General features: G+C 59.2%; 16 protein-coding genes and 1 pseudogene. 5 read left to right on the forward strand and 12 right to left on the reverse strand.

The window, feature by feature from the left end:
* Position 1 precedes the first annotated feature (1 nt).
* From ACJBF3_RS15080 to nrdG, 3 genes and pseudogenes are all read left to right on the forward strand, one after another.
* Positions 2–573 (forward strand): annotated as a pseudogene (locus ACJBF3_RS15080) (PTS sugar transporter subunit IIA).
* A 370-nt stretch (positions 574–943) separates the two neighbouring features.
* A complete protein-coding gene (nrdD, locus tag ACJBF3_RS15085; RefSeq protein WP_045329788.1) occupies positions 944–3,082 on the forward strand; it encodes an anaerobic ribonucleoside-triphosphate reductase in 2,139 nt (712 codons plus the stop codon).
* 56 nt (positions 3,083–3,138) lie between these two features.
* On the forward strand, positions 3,139–3,603 hold the full coding sequence (gene nrdG / locus ACJBF3_RS15090; RefSeq protein ID WP_045329790.1) for an anaerobic ribonucleoside-triphosphate reductase-activating protein: 465 nt from the start codon (positions 3,139–3,141) through the stop codon (positions 3,601–3,603).
* A 32-nt stretch (positions 3,604–3,635) separates the two neighbouring features.
* On the opposite strand, the gene ACJBF3_RS15095 is transcribed toward nrdG, so the two are convergent.
* Genes ACJBF3_RS15095 through ACJBF3_RS15140 form a run of 10 tightly spaced genes read right to left on the reverse strand, consistent with a single transcriptional unit; the run spans position 3,636 to position 12,205 of the window.
* Positions 3,636–5,546, reverse strand: coding sequence for a transcription antiterminator (locus ACJBF3_RS15095; RefSeq protein ID WP_045329792.1), 1,911 nt, complete (start codon positions 5,544–5,546; stop codon positions 3,636–3,638).
* A gap of 19 nt (positions 5,547–5,565) precedes the next feature.
* Complete coding sequence (locus ACJBF3_RS15100) at positions 5,566–6,702, reverse strand: lactonase family protein (protein ID WP_045329794.1); 1,137 nt, start codon at positions 6,700–6,702, stop codon at positions 5,566–5,568.
* A 20-nt stretch (positions 6,703–6,722) separates the two neighbouring features.
* Complete coding sequence (locus ACJBF3_RS15105) at positions 6,723–7,463, reverse strand: 2-dehydro-3-deoxy-phosphogluconate aldolase (protein WP_045329795.1); 741 nt, start codon at positions 7,461–7,463, stop codon at positions 6,723–6,725.
* Positions 7,460–8,578, reverse strand: a complete 1,119-nt coding sequence (locus ACJBF3_RS15110) for a DgaE family pyridoxal phosphate-dependent ammonia lyase (protein WP_045329797.1) — start codon at positions 8,576–8,578, stop codon at positions 7,460–7,462. Before ACJBF3_RS15110 ends, ACJBF3_RS15105 begins: the two co-directional genes overlap by 4 nt.
* A complete protein-coding gene (locus ACJBF3_RS15115) occupies positions 8,562–9,695 on the reverse strand; it encodes an amidohydrolase/deacetylase family metallohydrolase (RefSeq protein WP_045329799.1) in 1,134 nt (377 codons plus the stop codon). Before ACJBF3_RS15115 ends, ACJBF3_RS15110 begins: the two co-directional genes overlap by 17 nt.
* A gap of 42 nt (positions 9,696–9,737) precedes the next feature.
* Positions 9,738–10,379 (reverse strand): DUF4310 family protein, encoded by a 642-nt coding sequence (locus tag ACJBF3_RS15120; RefSeq protein WP_045329802.1) that lies wholly within the window; start codon positions 10,377–10,379, stop codon positions 9,738–9,740.
* A 13-nt stretch (positions 10,380–10,392) separates the two neighbouring features.
* Complete coding sequence (locus ACJBF3_RS15125) at positions 10,393–11,169, reverse strand: DUF4311 domain-containing protein (RefSeq protein ID WP_008501408.1); 777 nt, start codon at positions 11,167–11,169, stop codon at positions 10,393–10,395.
* Between the two features lie 22 nt (positions 11,170–11,191).
* Entirely contained in the window at positions 11,192–11,491 is a 300-nt protein-coding gene (locus tag ACJBF3_RS15130; protein WP_008501409.1) for a DUF4312 family protein, read from the reverse strand.
* Between the two features lie 2 nt (positions 11,492–11,493).
* Entirely contained in the window at positions 11,494–11,856 is a 363-nt protein-coding gene (locus ACJBF3_RS15135; RefSeq protein ID WP_006810339.1) for an SFCGS family glycine-rich protein, read from the reverse strand.
* A gap of 10 nt (positions 11,857–11,866) precedes the next feature.
* Complete coding sequence (locus ACJBF3_RS15140; RefSeq protein ID WP_088475267.1) at positions 11,867–12,205, reverse strand: glycine dehydrogenase; 339 nt, start codon at positions 12,203–12,205, stop codon at positions 11,867–11,869.
* 315 nt (positions 12,206–12,520) lie between these two features.
* On the opposite strand from ACJBF3_RS15140, the gene ACJBF3_RS15145 reads away from it, so the two are divergent.
* Positions 12,521–12,715 (forward strand): hypothetical protein, encoded by a 195-nt coding sequence (locus tag ACJBF3_RS15145; protein WP_045329808.1) that lies wholly within the window; start codon positions 12,521–12,523, stop codon positions 12,713–12,715.
* Positions 12,657–12,779, forward strand: coding sequence for a Hok/Gef family protein (locus tag ACJBF3_RS15150; RefSeq protein ID WP_223239959.1), 123 nt, complete (start codon positions 12,657–12,659; stop codon positions 12,777–12,779). Before ACJBF3_RS15145 ends, ACJBF3_RS15150 begins: the two co-directional genes overlap by 59 nt.
* Before the next feature lie 70 nt (positions 12,780–12,849).
* Here the strand turns inward: ACJBF3_RS15150 and cybC are convergent, their stop codons facing one another.
* Both cybC and pmbA read right to left on the reverse strand, forming a co-directional pair.
* Positions 12,850–13,236 carry a cytochrome b562 gene (cybC, locus tag ACJBF3_RS15155; RefSeq protein ID WP_014882281.1) on the reverse strand — a complete coding sequence of 129 codons (387 nt, stop codon included), beginning with the start codon at positions 13,234–13,236 and terminating at the stop codon, positions 12,850–12,852.
* A 41-nt stretch (positions 13,237–13,277) separates the two neighbouring features.
* Entirely contained in the window at positions 13,278–14,630 is a 1,353-nt protein-coding gene (gene pmbA, locus ACJBF3_RS15160; RefSeq protein ID WP_032643854.1) for a metalloprotease PmbA, read from the reverse strand.
* Positions 14,631–14,712: the final 82 nt, after the last annotated feature.

Genomic DNA, 14,712 nt, shown 5'->3' on the forward strand with positions numbered 1-14,712 from the left:
CATGAACTTGCTTGCATTGACGCACCCCGATCTGGTTTTTATCAACCCGCCATGCCGTACGCCTGAAGCGCTGATCCGCTGGCTCACCGAACCGCTCGCAAAGCGGAAAATCATCAGCGATCAAGAGGCGTTTATCCGCAGCGTTTTACAGCGTGAAAGTGAAGGACCTACCGCCCTGGGCGAAGCGCTCGCCGTTCCGCACGGTAAATCGGAGACGGTGCATCAGGCGGCGTTTTGCCTGGCGCTCTTTGACGACCCGATACGCTGGCCGGGACTGGAGGGGGAGGAAGAGGTGAGCATGGTCTTCCTGCTCGCTATTCCTCCTGCTGAAGCAGGCAGCACGCATATGCAGCTGCTGACGACGCTGACCAGCCTGTTGACGGAAGACCGGGTGCGTGAGCAGCTTCTGGCGGCGCGCACCCGGGAAGAGGCCATGTCCGCCCTGAGTACGGAAGCCCCCCTGTTGAACATGCGGTTCCCGCTCGTTCCCTTCTCATCCCGCTGGTGCTGGGCACCATCGCTAGCGCCGCCTTTTTACAGGCCGGGTTAAGCTGGGTCTGCGGGGGACATTAATTCCGTTGCGCTCAGCCCCTACCGTGCTGAGCGCTTGTTTTTGTTGAATAATTAATCAGATTTTTCTCCCCCTACTTTACAAAGCCTGTAGAGCCCGCCGTTTGTACTCTCGCCTTTTTACTTTGTTCTGCATCAAATAAAACGCAAACATGTTTGATGCAAATCACTATATGTAGCACTTAAAATGCACGCCGACCCAACATATTGTATTTATCGTCTACTATTCCAACAACAAGACGGCGCTTACGCTGGCCGGAATTGTGGATAACACGAACTGGGAACGCGGGAAGTCTTTGGCCCGGCGGGGAATACGCCCGGTGAAGTCTTCTCCACCTCTGTGGATAACCTGTTTTTAAAAAATGGAGTGATCATGACACCGCATGTGATGAAACGTGATGGCTGTAAAGTGCCGTTTAAATCAGAGCGCATCCAGGAAGCCATTCTGCGTGCAGCTAAAGCAGCGGGAGTCGATGACGCAGATTACTGCGCCACCGTCGCAGACGTCGTTAGCAGCCAGATGAACGAACGTAGCCAGGTCGATATCAATGAGATCCAGACCGCGGTTGAGAATCAGCTGATGGCGGGGCCCTACAAGCAGCTGGCGCGCGCCTACATTGAGTACCGCCACGATCGTGACGTGCAGCGTGAGAAGCGCGGTCGTCTGAACCAGGAGATCCGTGGCCTGGTGGAGCAGACCAACTCGGCCCTGCTCAATGAAAACGCCAACAAAGACAGTAAGGTGATCCCGACCCAGCGCGACCTGCTGGCCGGTATCGTCGCCAAACACTACGCCCGTCAGCACCTGCTGCCGCGCGACGTGGTCTCGGCGCACGAGCGCGGTGAGATCCACTACCACGATCTCGACTACTCTCCCTTCTTCCCGATGTTCAACTGCATGCTGATCGACCTGAAAGGCATGCTCACCCACGGCTTTAAAATGGGTAACGCCGAGATTGAACCGCCTAAGTCCATCTCCACGGCCACCGCGGTCACGGCGCAGATCATTGCCCAGGTCGCCAGCCACATCTATGGCGGCACCACCATTAACCGCATTGACGAAGTGCTGGCCCCGTTCGTGACGGCAAGCTTCAACAAGCACCGTAAAACGGCCGAAGAGTGGCAGATTCCGGACGCTGACGGCTACGCCCACTCCCGCACCGAGAAAGAGTGCTACGACGCCTTCCAGTCGCTGGAGTATGAGGTGAATACGCTGCACACCGCCAACGGCCAGACGCCGTTTGTCACTTTCGGCTTTGGCCTGGGCACCAGCTGGGAATCGCGCCTGATTCAGCAGTCCATCCTGCGCAACCGCATTTCCGGCCTCGGCAAAAACCGCAAAACGGCGGTGTTCCCAAAACTGGTGTTCGCCATTCGCGACGGCCTGAACCACAAGTTTGGCGATCCGAACTACGACATCAAGCAGCTGGCGCTGGAGTGCGCGAGCAAGCGCATGTACCCGGACATCCTGAACTACGATCAGGTGGTGAAAGTCACCGGCTCGTTTAAAACGCCGATGGGCTGCCGCAGCTTCCTTGGCGTGTACGAGGATGAAAACGGCGAGCAGATCCACGACGGGCGTAACAACCTGGGCGTGATCAGCCTTAACCTGCCGCGCATCGCGCTGGAGGCCAAAGGCAATGAAGCTGAATTCTGGAAACTGCTGGACGAACGTCTACAGCTGGCGCGTAAGGCGCTGATGACCCGTATCGCCCGGCTTGAAGGCGTCAAAGCCCGCGTGGCGCCAATCCTCTATATGGAAGGGGCCTGCGGCGTGCGTCTGAAAGCCGACGATGACGTGTCCGAGATCTTCAAAAACGGCCGCGCGTCCATTTCGCTGGGCTATATCGGCATCCACGAAACCATCAACGCGCTGTTTGGCGACCAGCACATGTACGACAGCGAAGCCCTGCGTGAGAAAGGCATCGCCATCGTGCAGCGCCTGCGCGACGCGGTAGACCAGTGGAAAGAAGAGACCGGCTACGGCTTTAGCCTCTACAGCACGCCGAGCGAGAACCTGTGCGACCGCTTCTGCCGTCTGGACACCGCCGAGTTCGGGATTGTGGAAGGCGTGACCGACAAAGGGTATTACACCAACAGCTTCCACCTGGACGTAGAGAAAAAGGTGAACCCGTACGACAAGATCGACTTTGAAGCGGCCTATCCGCCGATCGCCAGCGGCGGCTTCATCTGCTACGGCGAGTACCCGAACATCCAGCACAACCTGAAGGCGCTGGAAGACGTGTGGGACTATAGCTACCAGCACGTGCCGTATTACGGGACCAACACGCCCATCGACGAGTGCTACGAGTGCGGCTTTACCGGTGAGTTCGAGTGTACCAGCAAAGGCTTTACCTGCCCGAAATGCGGCAACCACGACGCGGCCCGCGTCTCGGTAACCCGCCGCGTGTGCGGCTATCTCGGCAGCCCGGACGCGCGTCCGTTTAACGCCGGCAAGCAGGAAGAGGTGAAGCGCCGCGTGAAGCATCTGGGGAATGGGCAGATCGGGTAATCCGCTGCCACGTTCATGCCCGGTGGCGCTGCGCTTACCCGGCGTGGTTATTCGCAATGAACTATCACCAGTACTACCCCGTCGACATCGTCAACGGCCCCGGCACCCGCTGCACCCTGTTTGTATCAGGCTGCGTCCACGAATGCCCCGGCTGCTACAACAAAAGCACCTGGCGCTTAAATTCCGGCATGCCGTTTACTGCTGACATGGCAGACCGAATCATTAACGACCTGAACGACACGCGCATCAAACGCCAGGGGATTTCGCTCTCCGGCGGCGATCCGCTGCACCCGCAAAACGTGCCGGAGATCCTGAATCTGGTAAAACGCATTCGCCGCGAGTGTGCAGGAAAGGATATCTGGGTCTGGACGGGCTACAGGCTGGAAGAGCTGAACGCGCAGCAAATGGAAGTGGTAGATCTGATTAACGTGCTGGTCGACGGCAAGTTCGTTCAGGATTTAAAAGACCCTGCGCTCATCTGGCGCGGCAGCAGCAACCAGGTTGTGCATCATTTGCGTTAATGAAAAGCGGATATTATTTATCCGCCTTTTTCTCAAAACCGACTCAAACTCTCCATCGCCACCGCCTTAAACTCGGCAAAATCACCGCAGCTGCAGAGCCGCGACATGGCCCGTTCGCGCAGGAAAGTGACAAAGATATCGTAAATCGCCATCGCCTCTTCATACTCGCTTTTGCTGATGGCGAGCAGGAAGATGACGTGCGCGGTTTCGTCGCCCCACTGGACGCCGTGCGGGGCGAGCACGGTATAGACCACCGTTTTCTGCGCCAGCAGGCCGAGGGAGTGCGGCAGCGCGATGCCGTCGCCGAGCATGGTGCTGACGATGGCTTCACGCTCAATGACCGAGTCCAGAAACTCCGCGCCGACAAACCCCTCGCCTTCAAGCTGCGCGCACAGTTCCCGGAACAGCGTCTGCTGATCGACAGGCTTATCAATAATGCGGAAATGGGCCGCGTCGAAGTATTTATCCAGCATCCACGGGCGGGTACGGTCCACCAGCACCAGCTTGCCGATCTGCTCCAGCTGATAGTCGGTCGGGAACGGGGCGATCGTCACCACCGGTTTCGACTTTTCGCTGACGCGGGCGGTGGCGATGACAAAGTCCTCGCTCAGCGATTCCACCTGCTCGTACTCGCGCAGGGTGAGCGTGCGCGTGACCTCAATTTGGGGATATTTACGCTGCAGCACCGCCTCAATCATGCGGACCATGGCATTACCGGCGTCGCAGACCAGCAGCACGCGCGGCTGGCGCTGGTAGCCGATGTTGTAGTGACGCTCCAGCCCGACGCCAATATGCAGTACCAGGAAGCCAATCTCGTTTTCGCTGATCGCATACGGCGTGTATTTGCCCCAGCTCGACACCGCCGCGAGCGTCATATCCCACGCCATCGGGTAGTGCTGCTTAATGTTATCCAGCAGCGGATTGGGGATCATGATTTGATACCGCACGCGGGTGATCATGGTTTTGATGTGCGTGAGCAGGTCCGCGTGCAGCTGCGCGTCGCTGAGCAGGTTGTAGTTATAGTGGGTGTTAATGTAGCGCAGGATGTAGTTAACCAGCGCTTCGTCGTCATCCGCGTTAATCGCGCTCGGGGCAATCTCCTGAATCTGCCGCGCCGCAATGTGCACGCACAGCCAGCTCTCCTCCGACGGTGAAAGCGCCTTGCCCGCCAGTCGCTGGATGGTCACCGCGATATCCTTCGCCGCCTCGCGCACGTTCTCTTCCACGTCTTCGGCGTGGAATTCCGGCAGCGGGTAACCTTCGCTGATGCGGCGCACCGACACCGCGCAGTAGAGGCGCAGGAACAGCTCGCCTTCGTCGGTGAGGCGGATATGGTGACGCGTTAAGGCGTCGTGCAGCACGGGCACCATCTGCTCCGCCACGCCCGCGTTGAGCGCCACGTCGGTCACCAGCGGGTTCAGGCTGTCCTGCTGCGCCAGCTCCCAAAGCAGATCGGTCAGGCAGGCGCGGGTCGACATCTCGCTGCCAAACAGCTTCATGCCGTGACGCGGGCGCGTTTCCAGCGTCAGGTTGTAGCGATGAAACCACTCGCGCACCTCCGCCATGTCGCTTTGCAGCGTGGCGCGGCTGACGAACCACTCGTCCGCCAGGTCCTCAAGCTTGAGTGAAAACGCAGAGGTCAGAAAACGCACCACCAGATAATGCACGCGCTCCGGCCCGGTCCGGGGAATACGCAGCGCGCGCGGGTGGGAGGCCTGTAGCTGCTGATAACGCGCAGCATCGTCAATTTTAAGCTGATAGCCGTTGCCCCGGCTCAGGATAAACTGCGCCCCGTGGCTCGCCAGCAGCGCATTCAGGGCGGTGATATCGGCACGGACGGTTCGCGTGGAGACCGACAGCCGCTGCGCCAGCTCGTCCTGCGGCAGCGTCTCGTTTTGCAGCAGGTCGAAAAGTTGCGCTAAACGTTGGTTCGGAAATCGCACGAGTTTGTCCTCTTACAGCTTAAGGTGAAATGACCATCTGGGATGGGCTGCCGACCGGGGTATAGTCTGGCTCAAAGCCTAGCTTGCCGTCCTGACCGACGCGGAAACGGGTAATGTTGTCGCTGCGCTGGTTCATGACGTACAGCCAGCGCCCCTGCTTGTCGAGCGTCAGGGTGCGCGGGTAGTCGCCGCGCGTCCACACGTCGTCCTGATGCGTCAGCGTGCCCTCTGCCGTTACGGTAAAGTGCCCGATGCTGTTATGCAAACGGTTAGCCACATACAGCTGCTTGCCATCGGCGCTTAATGCGAGCCCGGCAGCAAAGCTGGTGCCTTTGTACCTTTCCGGCAGGGCGGAAAGCGTTTTGCCCTCTTTCAGGGTGCCGTTGGCGTTCACGGTATAATGGGTCAGCGTGGACGCCTCTTCGTTAATCAGCCACAGGGCATCGCCTTTCGGCGTAAAGACAAAGTGGCGCGGCCCGGCCCCTTTCGAGGAGGCGCTGATAAACGGCGGATCGTTCGGGGTCAGCTTCCCTGTTCGATCGTCAAACCGGTACTGATAGATGCGATCTAACCCCAGATCGGTGGAAAACACGTACTTTCCGCTCGGATCGGCGGCGATCATGTGCGCGTGGGGGCCATTGTGATCGCTGATGGCAAAACTGCCCTCCGCAGCCGCTTCCGGCTTCGCCGCGCCCGGTTCACCCCGATCCTGATGCGTGTCCGTGGCCTCCCCCAGGCTGCCGTCTGCGTTGATCGGCAAAACGGCAATCGATCCGCTGACGTAGTTTGCCACCAGCAGGTGCTGGCCGTTCGGCGTCAGGGCAAGATAGACCGGCCCCGCGCCGCCGGACGCCACCTGATTCAGCTCGTTCAGTTCCCCGTTATCGCCGACGCGCAGCGCCTGCACCACGCCCTGCTCCACTTCGCTTGCCAGATAGAGCGTTTTGCCATCTTTCGCGAGGGTAAGCTGCGCGGCGTTCGGCAGCTTGCTCACCAGCGTTTTATTGCCGAGCGCACCGGTTTGCGGGTCGACGGTAAAGCGGTACAGCCCTTCGCCGTTGGGGTTGTAGGTACCGACCCAGGCGTACTGCGGCTGGGCGATGGCCGTGGTGGCGAGCAAAGAGAGTGAAGCGACGAGCAGGTTACGGGTGTGCATGGTGGCTCCTTTGGGTGTTATTACTTAACCAGCTTCTTCGTCATCGCCAGCAGCGTACGCACGTCTTCCGGGCGCGTGTCGCCGCTGGCCTTGTCGATAATCGAGCTGTAGATATGCGGGATGATTTTGCTCACGCCCGCGTCGAGGGCGATCTGCAGGATCTCTTCATAGTTTTCCAGATCGATACCGCCCGTCGGCTCCAGCCAGAAGTCGTGGCGGGCGCAGGCTTCCGCCACCGCCTGGTATTCGTCACGGCACTTCAGGCCGCCCATCGGGAAGTATTTGATCGAGCTGCCGCCGAAGTCTTTCAGCAGGGCAATCGCGGTTTCAACCGGCACGATACCGTCTGGTGCCGCGCTGCTCAGCGGGCCGGTGGAGATTTTTACCATCCCGACGGTACCGGTCGGCGAGACCAGACCGTTGACCACGGAGTCATTCTGCCCCAGCAGCGCGCGGCTGGTGGCGACGCCGGTAAAGACCTGATTCACGTGCTGCGGCTGCACCTGGCGGGAGATCTCGCTCACCATCGCGGACTGGTTCGGATCCCCCGCGCCAAGACCAACCGAGAGCGCATTATCAATCAGCGCGGCATAGTCGCGCATATCCGCCACCGCGCTGGCCACGTCCGGGTAATTTTTGGAGAGCACGCCCACCAGCACATGGCCTTCCGCCGCCTCGTAGATGGCGCTGGCGTTGGCTTTTGAGCCCGCCAGCACGTTCAGGCAGACGCGGTCACGGTAAAAGTTGGGGGTCAGTTTCATGCGTTTTTCTCCTGTCCTAATACTTCGCTAATGCGGCGGTACACAACGTTCAGCTGGTCAGCGTTTACGCTGCGCACGTCCGCTTCGATAATCCCTTCGTTAGCCTTGTAGCCGCGGAAATAAATGGCGTATTCCCCCTGCTTCAGCTTCGCCACCAGGTCGCCCGTGCCGACGCCGGTTGCGGCTTCGTCAAACTTAATTTCCGCTCGCGCAATGTCGCGCCCGGCGCTGTCCCAGACTACGCGCGCGGTGACGCCGTTCAGGGTGTTAAGCGCGTCGATAAACGGCGTCATCTTCGCCACCATCTCGGCGCCGCTCTCTTTGGTCGCCGTCAGGTAGTGTTCGATGGCGCAGGTCAGGCCGAGAATGCCCTCTTTGCCCACCTTCATCGCGCGGCCAATGCCCGCCGTCTGCCGCTTCACCCACTCAACGTACTGGGTCTTGCCGATCACCAGCCCGCTGGTCGGCCCTTCAATTGCCTTCGCGCCGCTGTAAATCACCAGGTCCGCGCCGGAACGGTAATAGGTATGGAGATCTTCTTCCGCCGCCGCGTCAACGATCAGTGGCAGATCGTGCTTGCGCGCCACAACCACCGCCTGCTCGACGCTGAGCATGCTTTTCTGCACGCAGTGGTGCGATTTAATGTACATGATCGCTGCCGTGCGCGGGGTGATCGCCGCCGCCAGCTGATCGGCGGAGCATTCGTTGGCGTAGCCCGCTTCCACCAGCCTGCCGCCGCCCAGCGCCACCATGGTGCCCACCGGCGCGCCAAAGTTCACGTTGTGGCCTTTCGGCAGGACGATCTCGTTGTTCTCAATCGGGGTCACGTGCAGGTTTTCCAGCAGCCAGTCGCTGTCTTTCACCAGCACCGCCGCCACGGACTGGGCAATGCCCGCCGACGCGCAGGAGACCACCGTCGCCCCCTCCACGTCCAGCAGCTTCGCGATGTACTCCCCGGTTTTATTGACCAGGTCCTTCATCTCGAAATAGTGATTCATGCCGTCCATCGCCGCCTGCACCACCTCCGGGCGCGGCGTGGAGACGCCCAGCGCCGTCATGCGGCCAGAGGTGTTGATAACCTGCTTTAAATGGTACTTCTCATAAATCGAAGGCATGTTCCGTGCTCCCTTGTTCGGTCATGTAGCCCTTGCCCGCGCGGATCGCGGCAAGCGGCACCAGAATGTGTTCAGCCTGCAGGCTGTCGTTTTCAGCATCCGTCAGCACCGTCGGCTGGCGTTTGAGCGTGAACAGCGTCAGGTCGGCGTCAAGACCCGGCTGGATGCGGCCCTTGCGCGTCAGGCGCAGGCCGTCTGCGGCGTTGGCGGTGACGCAGTCAATCACCTGCGGCAGGGTCATGCCGATGGCGAGAAACTTCGACATCACGCTCGCCAGGCTTCCTACCGGGCCGTTAATGCGGTTGCGGCAGTAGATATCCGAGCTGATGGTGTGCGGCAGAATGCCCATCGCGATGGCGCGTTTCGCCACCTCAAAGCTGAAGCTCGCCGTACCGTGGCCCACGTCCAGACGCACGCCGCGCTTCAGGGCGGAGGTGATGGAGGCGCGCAGCTCGCCGGACGGCGTCAGAATGCGGTTGGGTTTGCCGTTGTAGCAGTGGGTAATGATGTCGCCGGAACTGAGCAGTTCGGCAATCTCGTCGAGGTTCGGCGGGTTGTTGCCGATGTGCACCATCAGCGGCAGGTCGCCGTTCTCTTTCTGAATGGCTTTCGCGCGTTCCAGCGGCGTAATGCCGTTTTCACCGACCACGCTGCTGCTCATGCGCGCCTTCAGGCCGACGATAAAATCCGGGTGGCGCGTCACCGCCTGCTTCACCGCGTCGGCGGCAATATTCGCCATATTGGCCAGCTCGTTCTGGGCAATCAGCCCCACGCGGGAGATGTTGAGCAGGGCAAACACCTCGGTGGAGGCTTTGCGGGTAATGTTATAGAAATCATCCACGTCGTCGGCACCGGTACTGCCCGCGTCCACCACGGTAGTGACGCCGGTGGCAATGCCCACGCTGTCCGGCTCGTCGTGGTAAATCGGCGAGTTCGGGTAGCAGTGAACGTGGGAGTCAATCCAGCCTGCGCTGACGAACACGTCGCCGTTCAGCTCAACCGTTTTACGCGCGGGGGCGATAATGTCGCCCGTCGCGGCGATCTTCCCGTCCTGAATGGCGATATCGGTCAGGGTATCGTCGGCGAGGCGCGCACGGCGCAGGAGTAAATCAAACATGAGGATCTCCTGGTAAGGCGGGCGCCGCAGCGCCCGCAGGTATTAAAGGGCGACCGGGAACAGCCAGCCCAGCAGCATTGCACCAAGAATGGCGCCACCGGTGATCGGCTTCTGCCAGATGTAGAACACCAGCGCCCCCAGCAGGGAGCCGACGCCGATAGGAATGGAGGCGGTCATGGCGCTGAGGATAATCAACGGCCCGAGGAAGCGGCCGGAGGCGTTACCCGCGCCCATCATCACGTCCGCGCCGTAGGTGGAGTTGCTCTGGTTGATGGTGAACTTACGCGCCAGGATAATGACGTAGCCAATCGCCAGGCCAATCACCAGGCCGGTAATCAGCGCGGCAATGAAGTTGGTCACCGGGAACATGATGCCCGCCCCCAGCAGCAGCGCCGGAACGCCGAGGCCCACGCCGGTCTGAATCGCCCCGCCAATATCGAGAATGCCGACCAGCGACCCTTCAATGATGCGCGCAAACAGGAAGCTTGCGCCGAACGCCGCCACCGCGCCGTAAACGCCGGTATCAATGCCCGCTTTCAGCATCGCCACGAAGGCCACTTCGTTAAACGCGCCGATGCCGTAGAGGTAGTACATGTGCGTCCCGGCGAAGACGCAGGAGGAGAGCAGGCCAACGAAGATCGGGAACGACCAGTCGGCATACCAAAAACCTTTATTCTGTTCCATGTCGAGGCTCCTGTTATTTACCGCTGAGCGAGTTGTGGATCATGTCGAGCCAGTTCGGCACGGTCAGGTGGAAGGATTCGATCATCTTCATGTCGAAGCCGCGGAAGAAGCCGCTCAGCACGAAGAGCAGAACGATCGCCGCCATCATCACTTTGGTGACGTGGTTCCAGCCGCTCTCTTCCACGCCTTTACCGATCAGGATCCCCAGCACCAGGCCCGGTACGGCGTTGCCCATGATCAGCTGCGCCGCGCCGCCGAAAATAGTCGCCCAGAAGCCCGATTTTTTACCCGCGTCGATGGCCGCCAGCCAGAAGATCACCGGCATCACGGTATTGACCAGCAGGTTTGCCGCAGGCACCAGCACCTTCACGGCGGTGACCTGAAGCGCAGCGGGAACGGAGGAGGCGGTCAGGTTAAGGAAGGTGACGACGATCATGCCGATCACGCCGCAGGCAATCGCCATTTTGCGCGGGTCGTGCAGCGTTTCGCCGACGTTACGGTTTTTGATCATCAGTGCCGCCGCGCCCCAGTTTGGGATGATGCGGTGGTCGACGTCCTGTGTGAAAGCCCCTGCGGCCACGGAAGAGGCCCAGGCGTTAAAGAAGAAACCTAACCCAAAGGAGAAGTGGGACGCCGGATCCCCTTCGCAGGAGTTCAGTTCTCCCAACGTACGAAACGCGCCCATACCCTGAGTGGTAGGCGCATGAAACATGCGTGCAGCCCCGGCTCCGACACCGACGCCTACCAGGCCGCCGATGATGAGCGATTTTATTAATATAATTAAGAACATCAGTCTGCCCTTTTATGAATAATCAGCGTTGCGTGACGAAATCCACCCGATCGAGATTGATGGCGGTCACGTTGACGGTCACATCCAGCTCCACGCTGTAGGTGCGTCTTTCCCGGCGCAGAAAGAAGAACAGAAACGCTTCTTTACGCACCGCTTCTTGCGCCTGAACGACCTGCACATCCTGTGGCTCAATACGCAGTAAGATATGCGGTGAGGCTTTCATCACCGCGGCCTGAACGTGGTTGAGCGCGTCGGCAAAGGCGCGCGCTTTAGCGTCGCCTTTCCCCTTCACTCTCACCGTGGTTGTGAACTGTTCTTTCATGCTTATGCGCCGTATTTCTTCTGCCACGCCTGCACCAGACGCTCGCCCAGCTCTTCTTTATCCATAAAGCCAAAGCCCAGCACGTTGCAGCCTTCGTTGATGGCGGTGACGCCCTCGTCCACGGAACGCATGCCGTATTTAGCCTTGTAGCCATACTTAGTTTGCGCGGTGATGGCACCCGCGCCGCCGCTGCCGCAGAAGGAGATGCCGAAGGTGGCGTTTTCCGCCTTCATCACGTCGCCGAGCTTCATATCCGCCGCCATGCCCGGCACAACCACCGCGCGTCCACCGGCTTTTTCCACACCGGCCGCCACTTTCTGACCTTTACCCAGGCGATCGCCAATCACGACTGTAATCTGTTCCATGTGTTGCTCCTTAAAGGTTGTCTTTCGCGACTTCAAAGTGAACGGAGAGCAGCCAGGCTTCTTCATCAGGAAGATTGCCAAACTGCGCGACCACTTCACGGGCGAGCCGCATTGAATCGGGTGAAATTTCGTCGAACAGCTCCGCTTCGACCTCCGGCAGCGGCTCGCCGGTCACGGACCGGTGCGCCATGGCGCGGACGTGGGAGGTGAGCATCTGCTCCTGTACCGCGTTGGGGATGATGTTGTTCCGGGCCAGCAGGGCATAGACCTGCTGCAGCATGGTGTTTGCGAGTTGTTCTGTTTGCACCTTCTGTTCCCCAACGTCGTTCATTACCGCTCCGTTAATCACTGGTCTTACCCCGTTAATGGCTCTGGAATAAAACTAACGTTGGGGGGGAATTGTTTGTAGCGAGTTGTTTTCCACTTCGAAGTGGAAAGGCGAGCCGCAGCAGTGATCTGTGCCACATAAATGCGGTGAATCTGGATAAACCACTGTATTTACGTGATGAATATCACGCTATTAAGCGGCAACGAATGGGTAATCAGAGTGGAAAAGATTCCGAGCAGGCTCGTAGAAATGTGACGTGGATAAGGTTTTCTTATGGGGATTGGGTAGAGTGGCGGCGGGTGCTTGAGACTGACCGTCTCAGGCATGGGACGGAAAGTGGAAAGCCCCTACCTGAATTTAAATCAGGACGGGGCTGTAAACGACACGTCTAGCCACGTGATGTTTGCTACCTCGCCCGCTTTAAAGCAAGGAGGCATCCATGAAACGCCAATCCCCAAGTATCGGGGTTTTGATGATTATTTCTTTGACGATAATCATCTTAACGCTGGTGACGAGGAAAACACTGTGTGAGATCCGTTTTCGAAACGGCTCGCTTGAAGTGACAGCGCGGATGGATTGTCGCTCCGGCCAGTAGGGAGCAAAGATGCGGAGGCGCGTAATGCGCCTCCGCATACGGAGAAAGGACGTACAGCTCAGGCACCCAATTAACGATACTTTTTATGGTACGTGTTGCGCGTGGTCACAAACTGCTCGGCCGCCGCCTGGGCTTCTTTCACTTTGCCTTCGTTTGCCAGCTTCAGCGCGCCGTCGATCTGGCCGACCAGCACGTCAAAGCCGTGACGATAGTCCTTCATCTCTGCACTGTCTGCCGCTTTGCTTTCCAGCTTCGGTGGCGTCGCTTTTTGCGCGTCCAGCGCGGCTTCACGCATTTTGGTCAGGGCGTCTTTCATTTCCGCCGCATTGTCGGTCTTTTGCACCACCTTCAGGTTTTGCCCGAGGATGCCCATGTCTTCTTCAAGATCGGCAGCAAACGCAGAAGAGCCAAGAACCAGCGTTGAAGCTGCGACGATCGCTAACAGGTGTTTACGCATTGCTCACTTCCTTTTTTATTATTAACACGCCATTACGGGTATTACTGACCGGCGATTTTCATTTCCGGCAGTAACACAGAACCACACTGTATATTGCTACGTGTTTCAATATCGTTACCGACCGTAACGATGTTGCGCCACATGTCCTTCAGGTTGCCGGCAATCGTAATTTCGCTCACCGGATACTGAATTTCGCCGTTTTCCACCCAGAAGCCCGCCGCGCCGCGCGAGTAGTCGCCGGTGATGCCGCTTACGCCCTGGCCCATCAGCTCGGTCACTACCAGGCCGGTGCCCATCTCTTTCAGCATTTGCTCAAAGTTGAGGCCCTGTCCGGCAATGCGCCAGTTGTGGATGCCGCCCGCGTGGCCGGTGCTTTTCAGCCCCAGCTTGCGCGCGGAGTAGTTGGTCAGCAGCCACTGGGTCAGCACGCCATCTTTGACGATATCGCGACGCTCGGTACGCACGCCTTCGCTGTCGAACGGCGTGGAGGCCAGCCCTTTCAGCAGGTGCGGATGCTCTTCGATGGTCAGCCATTCCGGCAGGATCTGCTTGCCCAGCGAGTCGAGCAGGAAGGTCGATTTACGGTAAACGGATCCGCCTGCGATAGCGCCCACCAGATGGCCAAACAGGCCGGTTGCCACTTCGTTGGCAAAAATCACCGGGGCCTTCATGGTGGAGAGCTTGCGCGGCGACAGGCGGGACAGCGTGCGCTCGGCGCACTCTTTTCCGACCCACTCCGGAGACTGCAAATCTCCCAGCGCGCGGCCAATGGTGTAGGCGTAGTCGCGCTCCATGTCGCCGTTCTCTTCGGCGATGACGCAGCTGGAGAGCGAATGACGGGTAGAGCAGTAGCCCTGGAGCATGCCGTGGCTGTTGCCGAATACCTTGATGCCGTAGTGGCTGTTGAAGCTGCCGCCTTCGGTATTGGTGATGCGCTTATCGGCCTGCAGGGAAGCCTGCTCGGCGCGCGCGGCCAGCTCGATGGCTTCGTCCGGGGTCACCTCCGCCGGGTGGAAAAGATCGAGATCCGGCGCGTCAAAGGCCAGCAGATCTTTATCCGCCACGCCGGCGTAAGGATCCGGCGAGGTATAGCGGGCAATATCCAGCGCCGCCTGCACCGTACGGGCAATGGCGTCCGGGCTGAGATCGGTGGATGACGCGCTGCCTTTGCGATTCTGGTGATAGACCGTGATCCCCAGCGCGCCGTCGCTGTTGAATTCTACGTTCTCCACTTCACCATAGCGGGTGCTCACGCTGATGCCGGTGGTTTTACTGACCGCCACTTCGGCGCCATCTGATTTTTCTGAAGCAAGCATCAGCGCGGTGGAGACGGCTTCTTCCAGAATCTTACGCTGCGCTTCAACTTGTGAGGTTACTTTCATCGCAAATGCCATACTGTAAGAGAGAGTTAACTGAAGTCTAACAGAGAACCGTTTTTCAGTGCGCGTCTTAACTGGTAACATTAGCCTCTTTTTT

Source organism: Enterobacter sp. PP-008-ECC_S150, from assembly GCF_045257065.1.
Classification (GTDB): Bacteria; Pseudomonadota; Gammaproteobacteria; order Enterobacterales; family Enterobacteriaceae; genus Enterobacter; species Enterobacter chengduensis.

What these genes read in the sequence shown, in the direction of transcription:
- nrdD (WP_045329788.1), top strand. Translation starts at nt 944, where the DNA reads ATGACACCGCATGTGATGAAACGTGATGGCTGTAAAGTGCCGTTTAAA.
- nrdG (WP_045329790.1), top strand. Translation starts at nt 3,139, where the DNA reads ATGAACTATCACCAGTACTACCCCGTCGACATCGTCAACGGCCCCGGC.
- ACJBF3_RS15100 (WP_045329794.1), bottom strand. Translation starts at nt 6,702, where the DNA reads ATGCACACCCGTAACCTGCTCGTCGCTTCACTCTCTTTGCTCGCCACC.
- ACJBF3_RS15105 (WP_045329795.1), bottom strand. Translation starts at nt 7,463, where the DNA reads ATGAAACTGACCCCCAACTTTTACCGTGACCGCGTCTGCCTGAACGTG.
- ACJBF3_RS15110 (WP_045329797.1), bottom strand. Translation starts at nt 8,578, where the DNA reads ATGCCTTCGATTTATGAGAAGTACCATTTAAAGCAGGTTATCAACACC.
- ACJBF3_RS15115 (WP_045329799.1), bottom strand. Translation starts at nt 9,695, where the DNA reads ATGTTTGATTTACTCCTGCGCCGTGCGCGCCTCGCCGACGATACCCTG.
- ACJBF3_RS15120 (WP_045329802.1), bottom strand. Translation starts at nt 10,379, where the DNA reads ATGGAACAGAATAAAGGTTTTTGGTATGCCGACTGGTCGTTCCCGATC.
- ACJBF3_RS15125 (WP_008501408.1), bottom strand. Translation starts at nt 11,169, where the DNA reads ATGTTCTTAATTATATTAATAAAATCGCTCATCATCGGCGGCCTGGTA.
- ACJBF3_RS15130 (WP_008501409.1), bottom strand. Translation starts at nt 11,491, where the DNA reads ATGAAAGAACAGTTCACAACCACGGTGAGAGTGAAGGGGAAAGGCGAC.
- ACJBF3_RS15135 (WP_006810339.1), bottom strand. Translation starts at nt 11,856, where the DNA reads ATGGAACAGATTACAGTCGTGATTGGCGATCGCCTGGGTAAAGGTCAG.
- ACJBF3_RS15150 (WP_223239959.1), top strand. Translation starts at nt 12,657, where the DNA reads ATGATTATTTCTTTGACGATAATCATCTTAACGCTGGTGACGAGGAAA.
- cybC (WP_014882281.1), bottom strand. Translation starts at nt 13,236, where the DNA reads ATGCGTAAACACCTGTTAGCGATCGTCGCAGCTTCAACGCTGGTTCTT.
- pmbA (WP_032643854.1), bottom strand. Translation starts at nt 14,630, where the DNA reads ATGGCATTTGCGATGAAAGTAACCTCACAAGTTGAAGCGCAGCGTAAG.